Source organism: Lachnospira hominis (ex Liu et al. 2021) (assembly GCF_014287955.1).
Classification (GTDB): domain Bacteria; phylum Bacillota; class Clostridia; order Lachnospirales; family Lachnospiraceae; genus Lachnospira; species Lachnospira hominis.
On the sequence record NZ_JACOPD010000002.1, the window covers coordinates 212,510 to 236,830 of the forward strand.

Genomic DNA, 24,321 nt, shown 5'->3' on the forward strand with positions numbered 1-24,321 from the left:
GCTAAAATTTTTAAATTTTTTATAAACATTCAGAACGAACCATTTTATATATTAATTATTTTTGCCATGCGGCAGCCTGACACGGAAAATGCTTCTCTTCAATTTTTTTACATCAAATGGATATAACGGATAAATATAACTTTTTCCTGAAATCGTCTTGTTAAAAATTATACAGCATACTCCGACAGCCACTCCTGCAAAAAAACCGGCAGCATTAAAAACAGCTGTAAGACACAGCGTAAAAACTCTTATAAATTTCATTGCATAACCCATCTCAAAACTTGCCTGTGAGTATGTTCCGACAGTCACCACAGCCATATATAGAAGTGATTCCGTATTAAACCACCCCGAACTTACAGCATACTCCCCGACAACAATACCTGCCACAATGCTTAAAGGTGTAGAAAGAAGTGACGGTGTATTTACTGCTGCCATCTTCAGTCCGTCAACTGCAAGTTCAAGAATCAAAAGCTGAAAAATAACAGGCACAGTTATTTCATCAGACACCGTTATAAATGAAAGCCATGACGGAATCAATTCCTGATTCTGAATAAGCAGAAGCCATATCGGCGTAAGCATCATTGTAACAATGGTAAAAAGAAATCTCGACAGCCTCAGATACGTTCCTATCATGGGTGCAAAATTATAATCATCAGGTTCTTCAACAATATCAAATATTGATGTCGGAATTATCATAACGGCCGGTGAATTATCAACCATTATGACGATATTTCCGTCAAGTATCGCAGCAGATGCCGTATCCGGTCTTTCTGAATATTTAAACTTTGGAAACGGATTAATCCATTTATACTCAAAAAGACACTCCGCAAGGCTTTCAACATTCATGGTAAGTGATTCTACATTTAGTTTTTTTATTCTTTCCTTAATATTATTAAGAAGACTTTTATCAACCAGGTCATCTATATAACATATGGCAACATCAGAGCGTGAGCGTGTTCCCACATTAAACATCTCCATTGAAAATCCTGTATCTCTTATTCTTCTTCTAAGCAATGCCGCATTTAATACAAGTGTCTCAACAAAACCATCTCTTGAACCTCTTAGAACTCTGTCTTTCCACGGTTCAGCAACCGACCTCATCGGATAAGTCCTGCAGTCTATGAGTACAGCCTCGTCAAATCCATCTACAAAAAGGACTGTAACTCCTGCAAGAAAAGATGTTATAACCAGCTCATACTTATCAGCCCTGTCAACTTCTGTATATGGCATCCCATTTTCAAGAAATTTATCTATATTACTGACATCTTCCGGTTTTAAGGAATAAAAAAACTGCATAAGTTTTTCCACCATATCCTCCTGAACAAAACCATCGATAAAGAAAAAACCGGCCTTCTTTCCGCCTATTCTGACTTCTCTGTCTAGCATGTCAAAATTAGCCGGGAATCTCAGCCGGTCTTTAAAATTCATTATATTTTCATCTGCATTTTTTACAAAATCACTCATATTAAGGCAATCCTTTCAATATTTATAATGCTCCACAAATATTCGCAGCATTTTATTTATATGATTGCCTTAATATTTATTTTAATGCAGAAATTTTACAATCCAATTGGACCCAGATTGTTAAAATCATCTAAAGAATCATATCCATCCATCTGGAAGAAATAACTAAATGACCCCCCTGACCTGTTTCCATAGAAAATTATTTCAATTACCGGTTTTGTCAAATCAAATTTTTTCTCAAGTGAAATGTTTTTCAGGTTTTCTTTCAAATCAGGAACAATTTTATTGCCGTCCATATTTTCTGACCATATTCGTGATTGAGTATTATTTTCTACATCATAGACTGATATATAGCATGTATAATTATCTTTATTTTTCTCTGTCTCAATATTATCAAGATAATTACACATTGATTCGTAAGAATCCTTTTTATTTTCTGCCACATACTTATTAACCGCATTCATGTATGCCTGAAGCGTGTTTGGCATTTTATCTCCGATTAATACTTCTGAAGTATATTTAGTTCCATTAAGTGAAAATGATATATCAACATAAGCCAGTGATACACCTCTTTTCCTTCCATTAACTGTAAGATACCAGTCCTCAAATGACATTTTTGACACTTCATCTAAAAATGTATTATATAATTTTTTACTGTCCTCATCGGACATATTATCTGACCAGCTTATTACAGCTTCTTCATACTGCGGAAGCTTTTTATATTTTTTGCAGAATTCATCATTCTTCACTGCTCCATTTATAATTGTCTGTATATCTTTTTCTTTGACATATACAGTTCTGTATCTTCCCCAAATGCCATCCTTAATATATACAGTAACCGGGCTGTAATCGCCATTCTGGAATATTGCTGAATATTCATCAGAAGTATTATATATTTCCATATTATCTTTCATTGAATTAACAATTGAATTAATTGCATCTATGTCGTCAATTTTTACCTGTGAAAATACATCTGAAAAATAATCTTTATCATAAACATATGAACCATTTCCTGTATTTATTTTTATATACTTAATCTTTGATGCATCCGGCTGATAATTAATCATACTGCCAATTCCGATATTTACAATCACACCAAAAACAGCTGCCAGCACATATGCAGTAATTATTGAAGGGATTGCTTTTATCACACGGTGCGTTTTTCTGCTTGCAATCAACTCATATACTATAACAACAACCGCAGCCACAATGAACGTTATAACTACATATAATATACTCTGCGACTTTTCTATATCTGCATTTCTTACTGCACCCACAAATGAAATCACACCAATAATACTTATTGAAAATCCGATAACTGTACGTATTACAAACTGCAGTTTCCAAGACAGTGTAGGTTTTCCTGCCGTCTCACTCTTTCTTCTTATAAAAAGCAGACAACCGGTAACAAAATAAATAAGTGCAAGAACAAATGTGTATATTTTTGAGTGTGCTACATTAATTACACCATCTAATGACGAACCTGTAAACACACTGAACACCTGACCAACAATCATATTATAGCTATTGTCAAGAATTGAAACAAAATGCTCTGATGATGCAAAATATACTATTGATACAACTGTCACCTGAACCATCAATATTATAAATCTTGGAAAAAACAATATAAGTCCAGTAAGACATATATTACTGAATATATTTCCTGTTATAGAACAAGCAAGTGTTGCTGCTGCCGCACATAACAGACAGCATATAAATTCCGAGAAAAACACACTAAGTATAGAGCCATAATTTACAATATAACATGTTTTAAATATATTATATAAAATTGCAGCTGATAAAAATATTGATGCATACATAATCAGAATCCATAATACAAAGGCTGCTATTTTAGTAAGATACAGATTCAGCCTTGTATAAGCAAGCGAATGATAAAAATCACTTGTATTTCTTTTATTAAGAAAATTCCACGCAAATAAAACAAGAACCGGTGTTATTATTGCAAATGTAAGAATCAGTATAGGTATAAAATCATTCCCATCAACAAGCTGAACATATCTTGATGCCTTTTCAACGCCTGCATATTCAATATTAGATTTAATATTAACTGCACTTATGCAAATTGGCACGCATGTTATAAGCACCATTAATATCGTTGATATAAAACCTATTACTTTTAACTGCAAAAATGACTGCCAGAACATTTTTACACTGAAAATCTTTTTATTATTCATTATTTTTCAACCTCCAATGCACTCTCAAATTCATAGCCAAGAGATTCCATCTCATAAGTAAATACTTCTTCAAGTGTAAGCGGAAGGACATCAAGAACCAGCGGATTCATTGCTTTGAACAATGCAACTGTCTCTTCTCTGTCTCCATTAATTATCATATTGGCAACTGAACCTTCCTGTCTGTAACGTGTGATATTAAACTGTTCAAATCTGCTCTTATCAAAGTTTTCCCTGAATGCCACCTGAACTTTAAACTGTGATGTTTTTAATTCAAGCACATCGCTGTCAAGCACCATTCCGCCCTTATGGAGAAGTGCCAGATGGTCACATATATCCTCGAGTTCTCTTAAAGAATGTGAGGTAACTATAACAGTTGAATTCAGTTCTGCAACATCATTGCATATAAGTTTTTTCACAAGATTTCTCATTACAGGGTCAAGTCCGTCAAATGTCTCATCAAAAAACATATATTTTGTTCTTGTTGACAGTGCCAATATAATCGCTGCCTGTCTCTTCATTCCTTTTGAAAAATTAGAAATTGATTTTTTCGGGTCAAGTCCGAATAATTTTGTCAGTTCTTTAAATCTTGCCCAATCAAATCTGTCATATGCCGATGCATACAGCTTTGCCATTTTATTCAGCGTTGCACCCGGCAGAAAATATAAATCATCAGCAACAAATACGATTTTCTGCTTTGCTTTTGGATTTTCATATACATTAAGTCCGTCTATAAATGCGTATCCTTTATCTGGTTTGTAAACTCCGGATAACACTCTTAAAAATGTAGATTTTCCCGCACCATTTGAACCAACCATGCCATATATGCAGCCGTCACTGATATTGCATGTAACATTATCCAGTGCAGTAAAGTCCTCAAAAGACTTGTGAATAGCCTCTGCATTAATCATTGTCATACCTCCGTATTATTAAACACTTCTTCAATATTATTAATTATTTCTTCTTTTGTAACTCCGGCCAATGCCAGTTCCCTGATAATCTTATTAAGTTCTGTCATCTTCTCTCTTGAATTCGCTCCTACAACCTCAATAGCTTTTTCTGATATAAATGAACCCTTACCCGGAACAGTTATTATAAGCTGTCTTCTGTCAAGTTCTGTATAAGCCTTCTGGATTGTATTGGGATTGATAGAGAGTTTTACAGATAACGACCTTACTGAAGGTAATTTATCGCCCTCCTTCAAAATACCTGTAAGCACTTGTTCTTCCACCTGTTTGATTATCTGTTCATATACCGGCACTCGCGACATGACGTCTACAACAAACATCTAAACACCTAATCCTTTCATTTCTATTTTTTCATTGCAATGTTTTTCGTCCTGTAACAACTGTACTATATGAATTAGTACAGTTGTTATAATTAATATAACCCCTTATATGATTTATGTCAAGCAAAATCATAAATATTTTTTGCTACATAACGCAATGCCTGATTTTATGCGGGGTTCAGAATTTTATTGTTCCGCTAAAAAACAGCACCCAAGGTGTTTTTAATACCTCAGATGCTGCTTTTGTTATTATTATAAAATTTATTATATCTTTCCTATCTGCCAAACCGTACCTTATATCCCGAAACAAATTCTTTGCCCGGTGCCAGTTTATTGCTCCACTCTCTTTTAGTCAAATCACCATCAAAGTCAGCTCTGTCCGTTCTTCCATTCCATGGTTCTATACATACAAAAGGAACTCCTTTTCCGACCGGTGACCATAGACCGAACACGGGCGTATCAAATTCAACTGTCACAATAGTTTTATCGTCTTTTACAAGGCTTACTCTTTTTATTGTGCTGTTTTCTACTATATAAGCATCCTTGTCAAAAAAGTCCTGTGTTATAGTAACTGCCTTATTTTCAAGCTTCATCACATAGCATTTATCTTCAAGAAGACCATCATTTGATAAAAGGCTGTATTCCAGAATATCTTTATCTGTCCTAAATACAAGCTTTGCACCACAGGCATTTTCACCGCATACAAATGCCGGATGTCCGCCTATGCTAAAATACATATCCTTATCATCTGCATTTTCAACATGCCATTCCGTAGACAAAATATCATCTTCAATTATATGTCTGATATAAAGATTAAACTTAAAAGGATACTTTTTAAGCGTCTCCTGACTGTATGTAAGTTTCATTGTAATCGCATTTTCGGATTTTTCAACAACTTCAAATTCTGAATCTCTTGCAAATCCATGCTGAGTCATATGATACTCTTTGCCGTCATATATTGTGCAGTCGTTTTTATATCTGCCGACAACCGGAAATAATACCGGCGTATGACGTTTCCATGCTGAAGCATCTCCACACCATATATACTCCGTATCATCTGACTTTTTCAATACTGATACAACTTCACATCCTTTTGAATCTACTGTTACTTTAAAATCATTATTTTCAATTATATATTGCATATTTACTCCCATCTGCCAGTTTTCGCAACGCAAAAATGTAAACTATAATTTTTAATAACTATAATATATCCTTTACACTGATTATTTTCAACTGGATAATCAAAGTAATAACAATTATTATAATATCTATAATTATTACCTGGGACACTGACAAGCCATTTTCCATAAAAAGACTGCTTCTTTGAGCCATACATCCGTTTCCAGGCAAAAATATATTTATATCAAAAATTGAAATTATATATATAATCATTGATATAATAAAACCTGCCACATTTTTAACAGCAAGCGAAAACAAGGTCTGAACCATGCTTATTGCAAATGAAGCTATTATTGGTGCGGCAAAAAACACTAATATATACAAAAATTTATTCTCATTATTCTGAATAAAATAATCTGTTCCAAAATACTTTTCAAATAATTCACTGTTGAAAGTAATTTTACGTTTTCCAGACATAAAACATATAATTGCAGCTGTCATATACATAAAAACAATATTGATAAATATTGCTGTTATTTTAGATAAAATCCACTTTTTTCTTGTTCCTGCATATATGATGAATATTTTATTACATTCATTTTCAAGAATCTGTCCTGTAATATATGAAATAAATATTGCAAAACCAAGATATATAAAAGGGATTTCTTTTAGTTTATTATTGCTGTCTATTTTTTCTACGCCTTTTATAATATTAAAATAATAATCTCCTGCCCCAACGCTTTTTCCATGCATTACGCCATTTTTCAGATAAATGCACGATAATAAAATAAGAACTACAAATAATAAATATATAAAAATATTATTTCTAAAACTGCATTTTAAATTATATATTATCAGTTTGTTGTATTTTTTCATTTTTTATTATCCGTCCATCATCCATATAAAATATTTCATCACAAAATGACAAAAGCAGTTCTTTACTGTGTGCTGATACAATTATTAACGCACCGTTATTTTTCTGTTCTTCTATAATACCGGCTATATTTTTTATGCTGAATTCATCCAATGCATTTACAGGTTCATCAAGAATAATCAATTCAGGATTTTCCATTATTGCACATGCTATTCCAAGCTTCTGTTTCATGCCAAGAGAATAGCTTCCAAATGATTTTTTATTTTCCGGGTTAAGTCCTGTTTTTATCATAGTATTTTTTATCTGGTTATCACCGGCAATGCCTTTAAGCGAAGCAATCATTTTGAGATTTTTAAAACCACTGTACTTTCTTACAAATCCCGGATATTCAAGAAGCAGCCCTATGCTTTCAGGAAATGATATATCTTTTCCAATTATTTTTTCACCAATTTTAACATATCCTTCATCCGGATTTATAAGTCCGCTTATTGCTCTCATAAGCATTGTCTTACCGCTTCCGTTTCTTCCGCACATCCCATATATTTTACCGCTTTCCATTTTTATATTTATATTATATAATAAAATATTCTTTTTTATCTTTTTTGTATAATTCGATATTTCAATCTGCATTAAATCACCACTCCTTTCAGGATTTATGCAGATTCAGACTTATTCTGTTTATTTGCCCTACTTTTATATATTCAAAAAATAATTCTTCATCTGTGTTATTAACTACATAATAACATTTCCATTTCTGTGTTTCGCCAGCCTCTATCGTCCTTACTATTGAATCAATCTTTCCCTCCGGCTGTAAACGCCTTGTATAATAATAATTCATCATCATTTTCTGCATAATTCCATTAACACTGCACAACTGCCCCATTACCGCTGTTTTTCTTTCACCTGAAATATTTTTCACCAACAATTCTGTCTCTATGACCTTATAATCTTCATCCGGATTATATCTCATTTTTAATGCAGCATCTTTATCATCCGCCTTGTACGAATCACGTTCACGGCCGATTTGTGTGCTGTCTATATAATTTTCCCACTCTGCTTTTTCATAAACTTTTACTGAATCCAAACATATCTGATATTCATCTGTATTAACCGTATCACCAATATTGTAATTATGTATTTTTACTGACGGATATACTTTATTAACATATATTATTCTTGTAAAAATGGATGCAGCCGCAGCAAACACGCATAAGTACACAATTATTTTTCTTATCTTCATCTAAATTACATCCTTTTTTATTTTCATAAAAAACAGTAAATCCACCACAAACACTATAAATATCTGAACTGCCACATATACAGCAATGTCTTTATACAACAGCATCATTCCTGATGTTGTCATCAAGGATGCCGTTGAGCCAAATAAATATTTCATAATAAAGCTGCTGCCATAATATACTAAAAATGGTACAAGTATCACTGCATATTTATTTTCTTCAAAGAATCCAACTGTCAGACACAGACAATTAAGCAGTCCAAATAATATAAATACATATATTATGTAAATTATCACGTACAATTCCGGATGTTTGTAAAAAAGTTCTGCAAACACTGCTCTTTTTCCAACTGAATAAAATGATACCGAATACACAGGAATACCCCATGGTGCAACACACATGCTTATAATAAGGCTCGCCACAATCGGTATTGCCGCAATCGTTCCTCCATTTATAAATGTAACTATAAATTTCGTAATATAATAATCTTTTTTATTTTTACATCTTAAAATCAGCTGATTAATCAATCCGCTCCTCTTATCCTCGACATATGATGAACCATATGGTATTGCCGCCATTACAGGTATCAGAACTTTATAAACATAATAATACTTGCTGACATCTCCATGATTTGGCATCCAAAAGTACAAAGATGTCACAACTGCATTTGACTCAAATACATTCGTGTACCCCGGCTCAATTTTCTCCGCACACTGTGCCAGGTCTATTGCACCTCCAAGCCACGAAGTTCCTACCAGGTCTAGTAATGCAATAAGACATCCTGCCAATGCCATGAGCAGAAATTTTTTATTTCTAAATGCCCTCATGCACTCTATCTTGAATATTTCTTTCACTTTTTTCTCCTCATTTATTCTCAGACATTTTTATTGTCTGTTAATGTATATTCTGTACCCTCCATTATCATATGTTACTTCTTTTTCGCCATCCCATCTCCTGCTGGCATGTGAATCATCGTTTCCAATAACGAGGTTCTCATCATCTGCATACTCTTTAGGCGTTCTGAACACACAGGTGTATGATATCTCGCTATTAGATTCGATGTATACGCGAAAAGCAAACGATTTCCAATCATCGGTTCTTACATAACCCATATCAGAATTAAGATTATTACTACTATTATCAATTTCTGGCAAAGTATATCCTTCTATATCTGTATCAAATTTCATGTCTATTAGTTTGAATTTATCATTTAATTTATCATTATAAATTCCTTCACGCATCAATATCCTTAATTTGGGTTTCACATTACATAGTCCTGACTTACCATTATTTTTCAACACAATATGAGCTATAACATTCACTAATCCCGATATTTCCTCATCATTGTTTTTATGAATCATATCACATACAAGTTCAATTTGTGCACTATCAACTCTAATTTCTTCAGCCAATAAACAGCTTACTGACTCATAATAATTAATCTTATTGTTTAAAGTAGCTATTTGGTATTTAAAAAATTGTTCCTTACTTATAAATTCAAGTTTATCATAATTGGGTTGCTTTATTTTTTCGTATTGGGTTTTGGCAGCAACAACCCGATTATTTTGTCTATCATCATAATAAACACTTATATATTTGTTACAAAATAATAAATATATAAATGTAGTAATCAGAACAACCAATAAAACAAACATCTTGAATTCTTTAATGTGGCTATTATTTTTTCCGTTCATCTTTTCACCTATCCCCCATTAATGTTACATTACTCCTCTGCATCAGTTCTAAATATAACTGTAAATTGTGTATAATCCTCCTCATAAGACTCACCTAAAAGACCTGCATTTGCAAATCCCTTCTGTTTTACAGTATTCAATATAGAATACGTATCTCCAGAATTCATCACATGCCTCCAGCTGTAATTAGAGCAAAGTGTCCAGTCATCACTGTTCCTGTTAGCACTGTTACTTCCAATTGCTGATATACATAACGGATAGTTAGTATTAATACAATAAGCCAACATATTAGATTCATTATCCTTTGAATAGCAAAGTGATGTATCAAAGTCAATCCCTTCCCATCCATGCGTAAAAAGAAAGTCCTCATAATCCTCGCCATTTGCTTTCGCAATATTACCTGAAGACCCAGCACTGACTCCGGCTGCAACTGCCGCACATAAAATCACTGCTGTTCTGAGTGTTTTTTTCACACCAGACTTTTCTTTTGTACTACGCTTTTCTTTCGTACTTTTTGTCATTTTTGAGTTTTTCAAACTCATCTGTTTTCCTCCTTAATTAGAATTTTGTATCCGGATTACGGGTATTACCATATCATAAAAAAAGAGGATTTTTTCAAAAGTGTCAAAAACAGCAGTCTAGTGGTCAAAATTAGCATGTAATATATCACGCTGATTAATCATGTACTGCTTTATATATACAAAATAATATCTGCAATAAACTTCTTATTTTCTGTTTTAATAATCAGTTCACCATGATATTTCTCAACCGTATTTCTTACATTTGCCAGTCCTATTCCATGTTCAAACGAATCATCTTTTGTTGTGACAGGCAATACGTTTTTTGTTACATTAATATTATTGGCATATGCGTTCATAACCAATATTGACATAACTCCGCGATTATATTTTATATTTATATTAATACTTCTTTCTTTTTCATCACATTCAAGTGATGCCCTGATTGCGTTATCCAGAATATTGCCAAGTATAACCGCAATATCATATCCATCCTTAATAATCCCTGCTGGAATTGTAATATCTGTTTCTGTTTTTATATTACTATCTTGGGCTTCATTAATTTTATTATTTAAAATCGCATCGAGTTCTATGTTTCCTGTATCAATTTTCTGCTCATTTTCATGTGCAATGTCTGCCAGCTTTTGCATATATAATTTTAATCTGTCATAATTTTTATCATCAAGCATCTGCTCCATGACAATCATGTGATTCCTCATGTCATGGCGTATTCTTCTCATTTTTTCGTTCGTCTCCGCCATTGTGCTGACCTGATTTTTAATTGAATTATATTGCTCAACCATTGCCTTTTTATTTAAAGCTATCTTATATTGTTTTATAAATTCATTATAAAATACTATCATCAGAATATTAATTACAACAATTACAAAAAACATTACAAGCTTTTCTTTATCATTAAATGATGCATTATTTAACATGTAAATTGTAAATGAAAAATACAGTACCGGTATTATTATTATGAGAATTCCGGTAAATGTTACTGTTGTTTCTTTCATTTTGAGATACGCTTTAAATACTATATACTCTATGGCTGTAAACATTATATACGTTTCATATCCATCATCACAGCCTTTCATAAACATATATGTAAATGTATACAAGACAACAAGTGCTACAAGCACAGCACAATTTGTACCAAACATTTTCTTTTTATCAACATTATAATTTACCGACAATGCCATAAATCCAAAAAATACTATAACAGGAAACAATATCATTGCATATGGAAATAACATCATGTCCATAAGAAGAAATACATATACCGCATTTGTCAATATATTAAGAAGCACCCTCTTACATCTTTCTCCATATATATCTGTCGCCAGATCATTTGCAACAAAACAGCTGAAGGCACATACTGCCAAATTAATTACAATCCTATACTGCATGATTTTTTTATTTCTTCCCTTCTCTGCCTGCTGACCGGCAAAATTACATTATCATCAAGCTCGACATTATCGTATGAATATTTTCTTATATAAAGATTATTTACAATATATGATTTATGAATAAATAAAAATCCAAATCCTTTTACACGCTCATATATATCATTTAATTTTCCTTTTAATTTATATTCGCCACCACTGTCATGAACAATAATATATCTTCCGCTGCTTTCAATATATCGGATTTCACTCACCGGAATTCGTAGCAGTTCCTTTCTGGCTTCAAGTATAAGAATATGTTTATTCGTATTTATTAGTTCTGCTGCTGTTTTCATAATTTTTTCTATGTCATTTTCATCAAATGGTTTTATCAGAAAATTCATAGGCCTTATTTCAAACAAATCCATTGCATATTTATTTTCAGATGATATAAAAACAATCTGTGTGATATTATCTTTCAAATCATTTCTTATAATTTTACCAACTTCGACGCCGGACTTTACCGGCATCATAATATCAAGAAAAATCAAATCATATCTTTTCCCCGCCGATAATTTCTCTGATAATTTTACGCTATCCGTATAAACTTCAATATCATAATTTTCACTTTGATTTTTCTCTAATGAATATAAAATTCTCATCAGTCTTTTTGTAATCAGTTCTTCATCATCACATATACCAATTCTTAACATTTTCGTTACCAAACTCCTACGAATTCAGGATATTTCAGTCCTAAAACTTCAAAATATTTTATTTTATCTTAACAACAAAAAATATTGCACTCAAGGGTCTGATTTTTTATAAAATGTATGCAATTGCATGTAATGTATATAATCAATAAAAAAACATACATTTCTGAACCCTGCCACAATTGGTAAATTCAAAAATGTATGTTTCTATTAATTAATCTTCAATACCGGAATATTTTTCTGACTGAACTTTGATAAGCTGTGCATCATCAAAATAATTTATCTTCATCGATGCTTTTACTTCATTAAGCGTCTGCTGTGCAACTTCATATGCTGCTTCTGTACCTTTTCTTAATATCTCATATACACCCGGAATATCTTTCTCATATTCATGACGTTTATTACGGATTGGTTCAAGCTGCTTCTGAAGTACATTATTTAAGAACTTCTTAACTTTTACATCTCCAAGTCCACCCCTGCGGTAGTGGTCTTTTAACTCATCGAGATTATTATAATCAGGAAGGAATTCCTTGAAATCTTCTTCTGAACTGAAAGCATCAAGATAAGTAAATACACAGTTACCTTCAATCTTACCTGGGTCTTCAACTCTGATATGGTCTGGGTCTGTATACATGCTCATAACTTTACGTTTTACTTCTTCAGGTGTATCTGAAAGATATATGCAATTGCCAAGAGACTTGCTCATCTTAGCTTTTCCATCTGTACCCGGAAGTCTGAGACAAGCCTTATTATCAGGAAGAAGAATATCCGGCTCAACAAGTGTTTCACCATATATAGAATTAAACTTTCTTACAATCTCTCTTGCCTGTTCGAGCATTGGTTCCTGATCTTCACCAACAGGTACTGTTGTTGCCTTGAATGCAGTGATATCTGCAGTCTGGCTGATAGGATATGTAAAGAATCCAACAGGTATACTTGCCTCAAAATTACGAAGCTGAATTTCACTCTTAACTGTAGGATTTCGCTGGAGTCTTGATACAGTAACAAGATTCATATAATAAAATGTAAGCTCTGTAAGCTGTGGAATCTGTGACTGGATAAAAATATTAGTCTTTGAAGGATCAAGCCCACATGAAAGATAATCAAGTGCGACTTCAATTATGTTTTGTCTTACTTTTTCCGGATTATCAGCATTGTCTGTAAGTGCCTGTGCATCCGCTATCATAATAAATATTTTATCGAATTCACCTGAATTCTGTAACTCTACTCTTCTTTTTAAAGAACCTACATAGTGACCAAGATGAAGTCTTCCTGTTGGTCTGTCACCTGTAAGTATTATCTTAGGATTATTATTTTTTTTATCATTGCCCATAGAACTGCTGTTAGACATAACGTCTCTCCCTTCTTAATGTTCGTATTAAATATATTTTAACACAATTATTTCAAAATAACAATTGATAAATCTTGCAAATACATGTAGAATAGCATACAGAAAAAAAATTAGGAGGCATACTATGAAGCATCTACTTAACCCACTTGACTTTAGTGTGGAAGAGCTTAATGAATTACTTGATTTAGCAAGAGATATATCAAATAATCCACAAAAATACAGCCACGCATGTGATGGCAAAAAGTTAGCAACACTTTTTTATGAACCAAGTACCAGAACCAGACTCAGTTTTGAGGCCGCTATGTTGAATTTAGGCGGTTCTGTTCTTGGTTTTTCTTCTGCCAACTCAAGTTCAGCATCAAAAGGTGAAAGTGTCTCTGACACAATCCGTGTAATTTCATGTTATGCAGATATCTGTGCCATGCGTCATCCAAAAGAGGGTGCACCAATGGTAGCTGCCCAGAAATCACGTATTCCTGTAATCAATGCCGGTGATGGTGGTCATCAGCATCCAACACAGACTCTTACAGACCTTATGACAATACGTGAGCTTCGAGGCTCACTTGACAATTTTACAATTGGTCTTTGTGGAGACTTAAAATTTGGACGTACTGTTCACTCACTTATCAATTCACTTATCAGATACAAAAATGTAAAGTTCATACTCATTTCACCTAAAGAACTTCGTGTACCTGACTACATAATTGATACTTTAAAAGAAAATAATGTTGAATATGAAGAAGTTGAAAAACTTGAAGATGTAATGCCTCAACTTGATATTCTTTATATGACAAGAGTCCAGCGTGAGCGTTTCTTCAATGAGGATGAATATCTTAGAATGAAAAATTTCTACATACTTAATAAGGAAAAAATGGCTCTTGCAAAAGAAGATATGTATGTGCTCCACCCACTTCCTCGTGTAAATGAAATTTCTGTAGAGGTTGATGACGACCCTCGTGCCGCATACTTCAAGCAGGTTCAGTATGGCGTATATGTAAGAATGGCTCTTATACTTACTTTACTCGGTCTCAATAAATAACAAAAAGGAAAAACAAGGAGGACAAATCCTCTCCTCACAGGAGCTCGGATTTTTCCTTCGGAAAAACAAGGAGGATTTTATGTTAAACGTAGGACAGTTAAATGAAGGTTTCGTGCTTGACCATATAGAAGCCGGCAAATCTATGATGATTTATAATAATCTTGGACTTGACAAACTCGACTGCTGTGTTGCCATCATCAAAAATGCACGCAGCAACAAAATGGGCAAAAAAGACATCATTAAAATTGAAGGTGGTCTTGATCTTGTAGACCTCGATGTATTAGGCTTTATCGACCACAATATCACAGTAAACATAATTAAGGATGGTCAGATTGTTGAAAAGAAAGCTCTTTCTCTTCCGACACAGATTACTAATGTAATTAAGTGTAAAAATCCTAGATGTATTACTTCTATCGAACAGGAATTAGACCATGTTTTCATTCTTACTGACGAAGAAAAACAGGTTTACCGCTGCAAATATTGTGAAGAAAAATATTCAAGATAATTTTAATACAAAAAAGCTCCGCCCGGCATATAACCAACCGGACGGAGCTTTTTATTAACCAACCTGTTCTGATAATTCTTCATTATCATTAAAAAATTCTTTATAAAATTCTGAATTTTCAAAATTCATACCACATGTATATGTGAGTTTTTCACCATATACTTTTTCATATATGTCTTTCCATACACGATAATTTTCTTTCATCATAATCATAGCATTTTCATGCTCCGACTTTGAAGCATCAGGATATATAGGCGATGCAACATGAATTGTATATTCCTGAACAGGAAAACCGTCTGAATCTATTATATCACTGTCCTGCATAGTCATAAATACCGGCAGTACAGGAACATTATTCCTTGCTGCAAACTTATATGCACCGGTCTTTAAAGGCTTAGGTTTCCTATAATTCCACCACATGCTCTGTTCAGGATATATAAGTATAAAATTGCCCTCTGACAGAAGTTTATTTACGGCAGAAATAAATTTCTTCATAGTATCCATATTACTGCTCAATGGAAGAGTATTACAATTTCTCATAAGGAATCCATAAAATCCCGGAAAACTTGTATAATTACCTTCTTTGATAATACGATACAATTTTCTTGACTGTTGTTGTGCTTTGTCATAGACGAGCTCCATTGCAAAGCTGTCATATGCATTAAAATGATTACATGTAATAACTGCACCACTGTTAAGAGCTTTAAAATTTTCCACTCCCTCATAGCCTTTTATTATTACCTTTTTTTCTCTTATCATAGAATTCAGATACCATCTTGCAAACTTAAATGCATATCTTGTTCGGAATTTTTTCAAAAATTTATTAGATGTATAATCTATCTCTTCCGGAAGTAATACGCTTGAAGGTGGATCGTCCTCAACATCTTCATCGAAACGTCCTTCTCTTTCATATTGCTCTATTTTCTCAACTATTTCTCTTCTCTGCTTGGACTGTATCTGACTTCTATCGCAGATATTTTTATAATTATTCTCGTTATGAATCTCATCATGTGCAAGTTTATAAAGATTTTCACCGTATTTCTTATCCTGTTCCTCATCTTCTCTTGTAAAGTTATTAAGAACATCTTTTATTTCATCATATACAGTTGTCTCTTTTGCATACTGCCAGAAATACTTAGCCAGCTTGCAATCCTCATAATGCCATGGCTTAGCTGCAAGATTATAGTGAATAAGGCAAATATCTTCCTCATCACATGCAAGCTTACCAAATGTCTCACTATTCCACTTAGGATCTATCCAATAAACATGATTTTTACAGATAATATTAAGATAATCCTGGTCCTGTGCAACAACAAATGTATATGCATGAAGCAGTTCAACAAACTGTCCGAGTATATCCTGCTCTCTGAACTGATTTATATTGAGTACAAGAACTCCGGCATTAAAATAATGATTTCTGTCAATATCAAGAACCTGTTCAGCATAATTACCGAATATATCAGCCTGGGAAACAACCGGATCACATGAAGCTCCGACGTAATTATCACCTATATCATAATCAAAAAGTTCTGATATATCTCCAAGCACTACTGTATCACTGTCAATATACAATGCTTTTTCATATTCCGGAAACATTTCTGCAAGAAATAATCTGTAATATGTTGTATATGAATAATAATCTCTTAAAGGAAGTCTTTTTTCGAGTTCTTTTAAATATTCTGTTACATCATTGAAATATATATGAAATACATCATCTGCCATATCAAGTACGACCTGTTTCTTGTCATCATCTATTCCTGTATTCAGAATATGGATATTGTACTGTCTGTCTCTGTCTGCATTCATCATAAGAGACTTTAATGAAACCATAGTGTACTTTACAAATCCATTATCGCATGCAAAGAAAATCGGTATTATGTTGCTATTCATTTGTATTACCTTTTATATCCCTTTCAAATTTCTTTTTTAAAAATATATACTCAAAGAATATGTCATCAAATGCATCATATCTAAATATTCGATAAACTTTACTAATCTGCCATTGTTTAATATTTTCTGTATGAGGATACGGTGTATAAAACAATCTCTTTGAAAAATGCCTTACAACAGTATGCTTATGTAAAAACTTCTGGTCATTAAACTTCTGAGGAAGCATAAGCTTTTTTGTTGTACTCCTATAGATAGCAGACTGGTCAGCAAATAACAGTTTTTTTTCTGAAAGAAGCTTTCTTGCTTTTGAAAAAAGTCCTGTCTGCCTTATTTTTTTCATATTAAGCAAAAGCACACCTGCATTAATATAATTAGGATTAATCAGATATTTTCCATAGTGGTCTCTTGCTGCAGCATACTCGTAATCACTTATATCATGATTATACAAAAGTGTTATGTCCCTGTTAAATAAAATATCTGCATCAAGATATAATAATTTATCAGGTATCTCGTCCATCTCGTCAGCGAGAAGTCTTAAAAGTGTGTACGGAGAACAATATGTAAGCTCATTCGGGCAATTCGCAAATACTCTGTTATAATTTTCTATTACATCCATACGTACCACTTTGCTATCTTTGTTGTAGCTTTTGGCAATCGAATCAAGATATTCTGTCTTTTCCTCCGAAATTGCAATATAGCTGCTCTTTATATGGCTTACATCCATTGTAAATATGTAAAATGTAAATGGCTCTTTCGTTGTAGTTCTTAAAAATATTGAAAGCATACATGTAAGTATACCATCAAAAACCCCATCATTACCGGCGAATAATACATTAATCATTATTCGTTCTCCAATCTGATATACTTTATTATCTCAACATTATTATTTTTGCTTCTTGCAGTCATTGCATCATAGACTTTATTTCTAAGATATGCTTTCTGTTCCTTAATCGGAATCAATGAATCAGCAATAAACGGTCCATCTACATATGTTATCATTCGCGGCGTCTTTCTTAGTTTTCTCTTTCTGTATACATTAGTAAAACAAAATACCGGAGCATGATACTGAGCCGGGTATCTGAAAGACATATCCTTAAACGGCCTTATCTTCGTATAATATGGCCATATGTGAGCTTCTGGATAAATAACAATGCTGTCTTTTTCTTCTAGTCTTTTCCCTATAATATCTGTAAAATTCACAAATGCCTCTTTATTTCCGGGGAGAGGAACAGCTCCAAGATATGGTGTTATCTTTCCCAGAACAGGCATTGAAACATTATTGGGATGCACAATTACATATGTATCTTTTGGAAAACTCACCATGCTTGGAATAAATGCATCTGCTGCAGCATTAGTGTGATTTCCATATATGAATATTCCTTTATCTGAATATCCTTTTAATACTTCTTTATTTATAATTTTATGTCCAAATTTTATTTTCAAAAAAATATATGCCAGAGGTCTGGCAATAATCTTATACCAAAATGTATGTAGTATTTTCCCTTTTGTTTTCCTGTCATAAATGTAATTTTCATCAATAGATATTGGTTTTATCTGTGCCGACGAAAACTCATCTGACAATTCATCTTTATAATATATAACCCTGTTTTTTTTCACAACAAACCATACCTTAATTCATTTTCCGGCAGAAAGAAAATATTTATTTTTGTCATCTGTAAAATGTTTTAATAACTAATTTATTATAATGAGCAGCACTATAAGCCGGGTTATGTCCACATATAAATGTGTGATAATCATCTATCTAGTTGCATCGTCGCCGATACACTCAAGCGTCCTACCTAAAAGCACGACGGGCAGCCGTATAGCTTTTTCTTGGACTTGCTTCGGATGGGGTTTACATGGACCATTGCCGTTACCGGCAACGCGGTAGTCTCTTACACTGCCTTTCCACCCTTACCTGTAAAACAGGCGGTTTATTTCTGTTGCACTATCCTTGGAGTCACCTCCACCAGACGTTATCTGGCATCCTGCCCTGCGAAGCCCGGACTTTCCTCACCTGCTGCCTTTCGGCAATTGCAGCCGCGATTATCCGCACTACTCAATATCTTTAATTTTAATTATTCTGATTTTTTGTTCCTTCAAATACCATTCTGAATACCTCTATACGAAATTCGTCTTCAGGTCCTATTCCAACAAAACGGCTTCCATACATAATCTCACCATTCTCATCTGGCTGCTGTCTTACTATTTCAATAACAACATCAAGAATCTCATGGTTCGGCATTTGAATTGAAGTATTGTAAAAAGTCCCCTTTTTCAAGTTTTTTTTTGTAATAAAAGCTATACCACCCTTTGAAATGTCTACTGTTTCAACACTTATATCTTTTTGCTCACATGCATCATTTTCATCACTGATACCATTGAGTGACAATGTCACATTAATCGGGACTCTTGATGCTCTTCTTCTTTCTGCTCCCACTATTTTTCTCCTCCCATATCTTCTGCATTATTTTATAAACATAGCATCTCCAAAACTGAAGAAACGATATTTTTCTTTTACTGCAGTTTCATACGCATTAAGTACATTCTCACGTCCTGCAAGTGCTGACACAAGCATAACCAGTGTAGACTCAGGCAAGTGGAAGTTTGTAATAAGACAGTCGATTGCTTTAAACTTATATCCAGGATATATAAATATCTGTGTCCAACCACTGCACGCTTCTATTGTACCATCCTCTTTAGCCACCGATTCAAGTGTTCTTGTACTTGTAGTTCCAACAGCAATAATACGCCCATTATTTTTACGTGCGTTATTAATTTTTTCTGCTGCTTCCTCATCAATTCTGTAAAATTCAGAATGCATATGATGATCAAGTACATTTTCTTCTTTAACAGGTCTGAATGTACCAAGTCCGACATGAAGAGTTACTCTTGCAATATCAACACCCTTTTCTTTTATCTTTTTAAGCAGTTCCTCTGTAAAATGCAGTCCTGCTGTCGGTGCTGCTGCCGACCCTTCATGTTTTGCATATACTGTCTGATATCTGTTTTTATCTTCCAGTTTATGTGTTATATATGGCGGAAGAGGCATCTGTCCAAGTTCATCAAGTATTTCCTCGAATATACCGTCGTACTCAAATCTGATAATACGATTTCCCTCTTCTACAATATCAATAACCTCACCAATAAGTTTATCACCGCCAAAATGAATACGAGTTCCTATTTTTGCCTTTTTGCCCGGCTTAACAAGAACTTCCCATGTATCCTTCAAATCAGCTTTACGAGTGAGAAGCAGCACTTCTATTGCTGCTCCTGTACCCTCTTTTTCACCTATAAGTCTAGCCGGAATTACCTTTGTATCATTAATAACAAGGCAGTCTCCCGGATTAAGATAATCAACTATATCCCTAAATATTTTATGTTCTATTTCGCCTGTATTTTTATCAAGGACCATAAGCCTTGAACTTGAGCGGTCAGAAAGCGGATCCTGTGCTATAAGTTCCTGTGGCAGGTCATAATAAAAATCATGCAGATTCATAACTTTTTCCATGTCTGACCTCTAGTTACTTCTAAGTTCTATTCCCATTTCTGACAAATCATTAAGAATCTTCTCCATGATAGGAGCTATATCTTTATCTTCCAATGTTCTGTCATTTGCCCTGAATGAAATTGAATACGCAACAGATTTAAATCCAGCTTTAATCTGTTCGCCTTCGTATATATCAAACAGCTTGAAGCTCTCAACAAGCTTACCGCCGCGTTTTTCAATGACTTTTTCAACAGTTCCAACAAGCATGTCTTTAGGCATAACCATGCTTATATCTCTTGTAACAGCCGGGAATTTGGCAATTCCTGTATATTTTCTGTCAAATGAAGCCATCGGAGTAATCTTTGATAAATCAAGAACAGCAATATATGTTCTCTCACCAAGACTATAATTATCAGCAACATCAGGATGTACTTCACCAAGATATCCGATAACAGTTCCATCATAGATTACATTTGCCTGACGACCCGGATGAAGATATGGCTTGCCTGCCTGTGGATCATATTCAGGCTTATTTCTCATTCCTATTCTTTCAAGAAATTCTTCTACAACTCCTTTCATTGTAAAGAAATCTCCATCTCCAAAGAAACCAAGAGTAAAATCAACGCTTTCTGTTGGAAGCTCTTCTTCATTATCAGACGGAATATAAACTGTAGCAAGTTCATACAGCTTAACATTTTTATTTCTTCTGTTATAATTTGTTGAAAGTGATGTAAGCATACCATTAAGAGGAAGTGTTCTCATAATAGAGAAATCTTCTCCAAGTGGATTTGAAATCACAACTGTCTTTCTAAGTGGTGAATCCTTAGCAATCTTTAATTTATCAAAAACCTTAGGGCTTTCAAATGAATATGTCATAGCCTGTGAAAATCCACAGAACTGTGCTATCTCGCCTGCAACATCCTTAACTGTCTGCTTGAACGAAACCTTACCCATTGTTGTAGCACCATGAGGAAGTGTTGTAGGAATGTTGTCATAGCCATAAAATCTTGCAACTTCTTCAGCAATATCAGCTGTTCTTATTAAATCCTGACGGAATGTAGGAATAATAAGCTCATTTGATTCTTTATCATATTCTATTTCAAGACGCTTGAAATAATCCATCATATCATCAACGGATACATTTGTACCAAGAAGTTTATTCACTCTTTCAGGTTCAAATACAATTCTTCTGCATTCTTTCTTAACAGGATAGATATCAACAGCTCCACCGACAACTTCGCCGGCACCAAGTTCTTCTATAAGCTGGCATGCTCTGTCCATTGCAGCCATTGCATTTTCAGGATCAAGACCTTTTTCAAACTTGCCTGATGCATCTGTACGAAGACCGATTCTCTTAGTTGTCTTTCTGATGTTTGTTCCGTCAAAAGTTGCAGCTTCAAAAAGCATTGTCTTAACATCATCTGTAATCATTGAATTTTCGCCGCCCATTACACCGGCAACACCTACGGCACGTTCACCGTCACAAATCATAAGTGTTGATGAATTAAGTATTCTTTCCTGACCATCAAGTGTGACGAATTTTTCACCATCAGCAGCTGTTCTTACAACAATCTTTTTACCTGCAATCTGGTCATAGTCATATGCATGCATAGGCTGACCATATTCTTCCATAACATAGTTAGTTATATCTACTATATTGTTAATAGGTCTGATTCCTGCTGTCATAAGTCTGTGCTGCATCCACTTTGGAGATGGTGCAAGTTTGATATTTTTAACAACTCTTGCAACATAACGAGGGCAAAGTTCTTTTGCTTCAATATCTACACTTATGTAATCGTTAACATCCTCTGAATTGCCTGTCTTAGATGGCATTGGAGGATTAAATGGTTTGTTGAATGTAGCTGCTGCCTCTCTTGCAATACCGATTACACTATAGCAGTCAACACGGTTATTTGTAATCTCATATTCAAATACAGTATCATTAAGTCCAAGATACTCTACGGCATCAGAACCTACAACTGCATCATCACCAAGAATATATATACCATTTTCCGGTGCATCAGGATAAAACTCTCTTGATGAACCAAGTTCTTCAATTGCACACATCATGCCGCATGATTCTATGCCACGAAGTTTACCTTTCTTTATCTTAATTCCGTCCTCAGGAAGTGCAGAACCGTCATGACCGCCTGCAACACGTCCTCCATCAAGAACTACAGGCACTTTCTGACCCTTTGAACCAACTTCAATATTAGGTGCACCTGTTACAATCTGAACTGTTGAATCACCTACATTTACCTGGCATATAACAAGCTTGTCTGCATCAGGATGCTTTTCTACTGATTCAATCTGTCCAACTACTATTTTATCAAGGTTCTTATCATATGCTGTGAAGCATTCAACCTTTGTTCCTGAAAGTGTCATGGCATCACGGAACTGCTGATCTGTAACATCATCAAGTCCGGGTACCATTGCTTTAATCCAATTTAAAGATGTATTCATGATTAATTATCCCTTCTGATATCTATAATATATTCACAACCTGTTATCTTAATTATTAGAACTGCTTTAAGAAACGTGCGTCATTTTCATATAAAAGTCTCATATCATCAATTTCATATTTGAGAAGTGCTATTCTTTCAAGACCAACACCAAATGCAAAACCAGTATATTTATCTGTATCAATTCCGCTCATCTCAAGTACGTGAGGATGAACCATTCCACATCCTAAAATTTCAATCCAGCCTTCACCTTTACACATACGGCATCCTTTACCGCCACACTTAAAGCATGAAACATCCATTTCAGCACTAGGTTCTGTAAATGGAAAATGATGAGGTCTGAATTTAACTTTTGTCTCAGGGCCAAATACTTCTTTTGCAAATTCTACAAGTGTACCCTTTAAATCCGCAAATGTAATATTTTCATCAATAACAAGACCTTCTACCTGATGGAAACATGGTGAATGTGTTGCATCAACTTCGTCTGCTCTGTATACACGACCCGGAGAAATCATACGAAGCGGAAGTTTTCCTTTCTCCATCTCACGAACCTGAACTGATGATGTCTGTGTACGAAGGACAATCTTGTCATTAATATAAAATGTATCCTGTTCATCTTTTGCCGGATGATTGGCAGGTATATTCAACGCTTCAAAATTATAGTAATCATATTCGACTTCAGGACCTTCTACAACTTCGTATCCCATACCAACAAATATTTTCTTAATTTCTTCAAGAGCAAGTGTATTAGGATGACTATGTCCAACATTATTCTTTTTTGCAGGAAGTGTTACATCAATAACTTCTGCTTTCATCTGAATCTCTCTCATCTTCTCTGAAAGTTCTTTTCTTGCATTCTCAAGAACTTCCTCTATAGCCTGTCTTGTCTCATTGACTATCTGACCAACCATAGGTCTGTCTTTTGGCTCAACATCCTTCATTCCTTTAAGGACTTCTGTAAGTTCGCCTTTCTTGCCGAGGATAGATACTCTTACCTCATTTAACTTTTCAAGTGAATCAGTAGAGTTAATCTGTTCTAACGCTCTCTCCCTGATTTCCTGCAATCTTTCCTTCATCATGATTACTTTTTCCTCCAATTTAA

At 34.0% G+C, this 24,321-nt stretch carries 23 protein-coding genes and 1 other RNA gene; 2 read left to right on the forward strand and 22 right to left on the reverse strand.

What is annotated here, in order from left to right; all coding sequences use genetic code 11:
• Window positions 1-51 precede the first annotated feature (51 nt).
• The 14 genes from H8S01_RS03570 to trpS form a co-directional block, all read right to left on the reverse strand.
• Window positions 52-1,464, reverse strand: a complete 1,413-nt coding sequence (locus H8S01_RS03570; protein WP_186836198.1) for a spore germination protein — start codon at window positions 1,462-1,464, stop codon at window positions 52-54.
• 95 nt (window positions 1,465-1,559) lie between these two features.
• Window positions 1,560-3,659, reverse strand: coding sequence for a hypothetical protein (locus H8S01_RS03575; RefSeq protein WP_186836199.1), 2,100 nt, complete (start codon window positions 3,657-3,659; stop codon window positions 1,560-1,562).
• Complete coding sequence (locus H8S01_RS03580) at window positions 3,659-4,567, reverse strand: ABC transporter ATP-binding protein (RefSeq protein ID WP_021866435.1); 909 nt, start codon at window positions 4,565-4,567, stop codon at window positions 3,659-3,661. Before H8S01_RS03580 ends, H8S01_RS03575 begins: the two co-directional genes overlap by 1 nt.
• Window positions 4,568-4,569: 2 nt before the next feature.
• Complete coding sequence (locus H8S01_RS03585; protein ID WP_021866434.1) at window positions 4,570-4,944, reverse strand: GntR family transcriptional regulator; 375 nt, start codon at window positions 4,942-4,944, stop codon at window positions 4,570-4,572.
• A gap of 275 nt (window positions 4,945-5,219) precedes the next feature.
• Window positions 5,220-6,086: an aldose 1-epimerase family protein gene (locus H8S01_RS03590; protein WP_186836200.1), complete on the reverse strand. Its 867-nt coding sequence runs from the start codon at window positions 6,084-6,086 to the stop codon at window positions 5,220-5,222.
• Between the two features lie 58 nt (window positions 6,087-6,144).
• The gene (locus H8S01_RS03595) at window positions 6,145-6,939 is read right to left on the reverse strand and encodes a hypothetical protein (RefSeq protein ID WP_186836201.1); all 795 of its coding nucleotides are present in this window, start codon (window positions 6,937-6,939) and stop codon (window positions 6,145-6,147) included.
• Window positions 6,908-7,567, reverse strand: coding sequence for an ATP-binding cassette domain-containing protein (locus H8S01_RS03600; protein WP_186836202.1), 660 nt, complete (start codon window positions 7,565-7,567; stop codon window positions 6,908-6,910). The genes H8S01_RS03595 and H8S01_RS03600 overlap by 32 nt, the downstream gene beginning before the upstream one ends.
• 16 nt (window positions 7,568-7,583) lie before the next feature.
• A complete protein-coding gene (locus H8S01_RS03605) occupies window positions 7,584-8,177 on the reverse strand; it encodes a hypothetical protein (RefSeq protein WP_186836203.1) in 594 nt (197 codons plus the stop codon).
• Window positions 8,178-9,029, reverse strand: coding sequence for a hypothetical protein (locus H8S01_RS03610; RefSeq protein ID WP_186836204.1), 852 nt, complete (start codon window positions 9,027-9,029; stop codon window positions 8,178-8,180).
• A 30-nt stretch (window positions 9,030-9,059) separates the two neighbouring features.
• Window positions 9,060-9,869: a hypothetical protein gene (locus tag H8S01_RS03615; protein WP_186836205.1), complete on the reverse strand. Its 810-nt coding sequence runs from the start codon at window positions 9,867-9,869 to the stop codon at window positions 9,060-9,062.
• Window positions 9,870-9,898: 29 nt separating this feature from the next.
• Entirely contained in the window at window positions 9,899-10,411 is a 513-nt protein-coding gene (locus H8S01_RS03620) for a hypothetical protein (protein WP_186836206.1), read from the reverse strand.
• Window positions 10,412-10,560: 149 nt separating this feature from the next.
• Window positions 10,561-11,796 (reverse strand): sensor histidine kinase, encoded by a 1,236-nt coding sequence (locus H8S01_RS03625; protein ID WP_186836207.1) that lies wholly within the window; start codon window positions 11,794-11,796, stop codon window positions 10,561-10,563.
• Window positions 11,778-12,485 (reverse strand): LytR/AlgR family response regulator transcription factor, encoded by a 708-nt coding sequence (locus H8S01_RS03630; protein WP_186836208.1) that lies wholly within the window; start codon window positions 12,483-12,485, stop codon window positions 11,778-11,780. The genes H8S01_RS03625 and H8S01_RS03630 overlap by 19 nt, the downstream gene beginning before the upstream one ends.
• Window positions 12,486-12,696: 211 nt before the next feature.
• Window positions 12,697-13,833, reverse strand: coding sequence for a tryptophan--tRNA ligase (trpS, locus tag H8S01_RS03635; RefSeq protein ID WP_243204191.1), 1,137 nt, complete (start codon window positions 13,831-13,833; stop codon window positions 12,697-12,699).
• A gap of 124 nt (window positions 13,834-13,957) precedes the next feature.
• Between trpS and pyrB the strand changes: the two genes are divergently transcribed.
• A complete protein-coding gene (pyrB, locus tag H8S01_RS03640) occupies window positions 13,958-14,872 on the forward strand; it encodes an aspartate carbamoyltransferase (protein ID WP_186836209.1) in 915 nt (304 codons plus the stop codon).
• Window positions 14,873-14,951: 79 nt separating this feature from the next.
• A complete protein-coding gene (locus H8S01_RS03645; RefSeq protein WP_021865434.1) occupies window positions 14,952-15,377 on the forward strand; it encodes an aspartate carbamoyltransferase regulatory subunit in 426 nt (141 codons plus the stop codon).
• Window positions 15,378-15,431: 54 nt separating this feature from the next.
• Here the strand turns inward: H8S01_RS03645 and H8S01_RS03650 are convergent, their stop codons facing one another.
• From H8S01_RS03650 to pheS, 8 genes are all read right to left on the reverse strand, one after another.
• Window positions 15,432-17,267, reverse strand: coding sequence for a glycosyltransferase (locus H8S01_RS03650; RefSeq protein ID WP_021865435.1), 1,836 nt, complete (start codon window positions 17,265-17,267; stop codon window positions 15,432-15,434).
• Complete coding sequence (locus tag H8S01_RS03655) at window positions 17,260-18,108, reverse strand: glycosyltransferase (protein ID WP_186836210.1); 849 nt, start codon at window positions 18,106-18,108, stop codon at window positions 17,260-17,262. Before H8S01_RS03655 ends, H8S01_RS03650 begins: the two co-directional genes overlap by 8 nt.
• Entirely contained in the window at window positions 18,108-18,884 is a 777-nt protein-coding gene (locus H8S01_RS03660; protein WP_207723017.1) for a lysophospholipid acyltransferase family protein, read from the reverse strand. Before H8S01_RS03660 ends, H8S01_RS03655 begins: the two co-directional genes overlap by 1 nt.
• Window positions 18,885-18,969: 85 nt before the next feature.
• Window positions 18,970-19,329: RNase P RNA component class A (rnpB, locus tag H8S01_RS03665), an RNA gene on the reverse strand.
• A gap of 12 nt (window positions 19,330-19,341) precedes the next feature.
• Complete coding sequence (locus H8S01_RS03670) at window positions 19,342-19,707, reverse strand: PilZ domain-containing protein (RefSeq protein WP_186836211.1); 366 nt, start codon at window positions 19,705-19,707, stop codon at window positions 19,342-19,344.
• Window positions 19,708-19,734: 27 nt separating this feature from the next.
• The gene (queA, locus tag H8S01_RS03675; RefSeq protein WP_186836343.1) at window positions 19,735-20,766 is read right to left on the reverse strand and encodes a tRNA preQ1(34) S-adenosylmethionine ribosyltransferase-isomerase QueA; all 1,032 of its coding nucleotides are present in this window, start codon (window positions 20,764-20,766) and stop codon (window positions 19,735-19,737) included.
• Window positions 20,767-20,787: 21 nt separating this feature from the next.
• Window positions 20,788-23,220, reverse strand: coding sequence for a phenylalanine--tRNA ligase subunit beta (gene pheT, locus H8S01_RS03680; RefSeq protein WP_186836212.1), 2,433 nt, complete (start codon window positions 23,218-23,220; stop codon window positions 20,788-20,790).
• Between the two features lie 55 nt (window positions 23,221-23,275).
• Window positions 23,276-24,295, reverse strand: coding sequence for a phenylalanine--tRNA ligase subunit alpha (gene pheS, locus H8S01_RS03685; RefSeq protein WP_186836344.1), 1,020 nt, complete (start codon window positions 24,293-24,295; stop codon window positions 23,276-23,278).
• Window positions 24,296-24,321 lie beyond the last annotated feature (26 nt).

What these genes read in the sequence shown, in the direction of transcription:
- H8S01_RS03590 (WP_186836200.1), bottom strand. Translation starts at nt 6,086, where the DNA reads ATGCAATATATAATTGAAAATAATGATTTTAAAGTAACAGTAGATTCA.
- H8S01_RS03575 (WP_186836199.1), bottom strand. Translation starts at nt 3,659, where the DNA reads ATGAATAATAAAAAGATTTTCAGTGTAAAAATGTTCTGGCAGTCATTT.
- H8S01_RS03650 (WP_021865435.1), bottom strand. Translation starts at nt 17,267, where the DNA reads ATGAATAGCAACATAATACCGATTTTCTTTGCATGCGATAATGGATTT.
- pheT (WP_186836212.1), bottom strand. Translation starts at nt 23,220, where the DNA reads ATGAATACATCTTTAAATTGGATTAAAGCAATGGTACCCGGACTTGAT.
- H8S01_RS03655 (WP_186836210.1), bottom strand. Translation starts at nt 18,108, where the DNA reads ATGATTAATGTATTATTCGCCGGTAATGATGGGGTTTTTGATGGTATA.
- H8S01_RS03625 (WP_186836207.1), bottom strand. Translation starts at nt 11,796, where the DNA reads ATGCAGTATAGGATTGTAATTAATTTGGCAGTATGTGCCTTCAGCTGT.
- H8S01_RS03570 (WP_186836198.1), bottom strand. Translation starts at nt 1,464, where the DNA reads ATGAGTGATTTTGTAAAAAATGCAGATGAAAATATAATGAATTTTAAA.
- H8S01_RS03580 (WP_021866435.1), bottom strand. Translation starts at nt 4,567, where the DNA reads ATGATTAATGCAGAGGCTATTCACAAGTCTTTTGAGGACTTTACTGCA.
- queA (WP_186836343.1), bottom strand. Translation starts at nt 20,766, where the DNA reads ATGAATCTGCATGATTTTTATTATGACCTGCCACAGGAACTTATAGCA.
- H8S01_RS03620 (WP_186836206.1), bottom strand. Translation starts at nt 10,411, where the DNA reads ATGAGTTTGAAAAACTCAAAAATGACAAAAAGTACGAAAGAAAAGCGT.
- H8S01_RS03630 (WP_186836208.1), bottom strand. Translation starts at nt 12,485, where the DNA reads ATGTTAAGAATTGGTATATGTGATGATGAAGAACTGATTACAAAAAGA.
- H8S01_RS03645 (WP_021865434.1), top strand. Translation starts at nt 14,952, where the DNA reads ATGTTAAACGTAGGACAGTTAAATGAAGGTTTCGTGCTTGACCATATA.
- trpS (WP_243204191.1), bottom strand. Translation starts at nt 13,833, where the DNA reads ATGTCTAACAGCAGTTCTATGGGCAATGATAAAAAAAATAATAATCCT.
- H8S01_RS03595 (WP_186836201.1), bottom strand. Translation starts at nt 6,939, where the DNA reads ATGAAAAAATACAACAAACTGATAATATATAATTTAAAATGCAGTTTT.
- H8S01_RS03585 (WP_021866434.1), bottom strand. Translation starts at nt 4,944, where the DNA reads ATGTTTGTTGTAGACGTCATGTCGCGAGTGCCGGTATATGAACAGATA.
- pyrB (WP_186836209.1), top strand. Translation starts at nt 13,958, where the DNA reads ATGAAGCATCTACTTAACCCACTTGACTTTAGTGTGGAAGAGCTTAAT.
- H8S01_RS03615 (WP_186836205.1), bottom strand. Translation starts at nt 9,869, where the DNA reads ATGAACGGAAAAAATAATAGCCACATTAAAGAATTCAAGATGTTTGTT.
- H8S01_RS03605 (WP_186836203.1), bottom strand. Translation starts at nt 8,177, where the DNA reads ATGAAGATAAGAAAAATAATTGTGTACTTATGCGTGTTTGCTGCGGCT.
- H8S01_RS03600 (WP_186836202.1), bottom strand. Translation starts at nt 7,567, where the DNA reads ATGCAGATTGAAATATCGAATTATACAAAAAAGATAAAAAAGAATATT.
- pheS (WP_186836344.1), bottom strand. Translation starts at nt 24,295, where the DNA reads ATGAAGGAAAGATTGCAGGAAATCAGGGAGAGAGCGTTAGAACAGATT.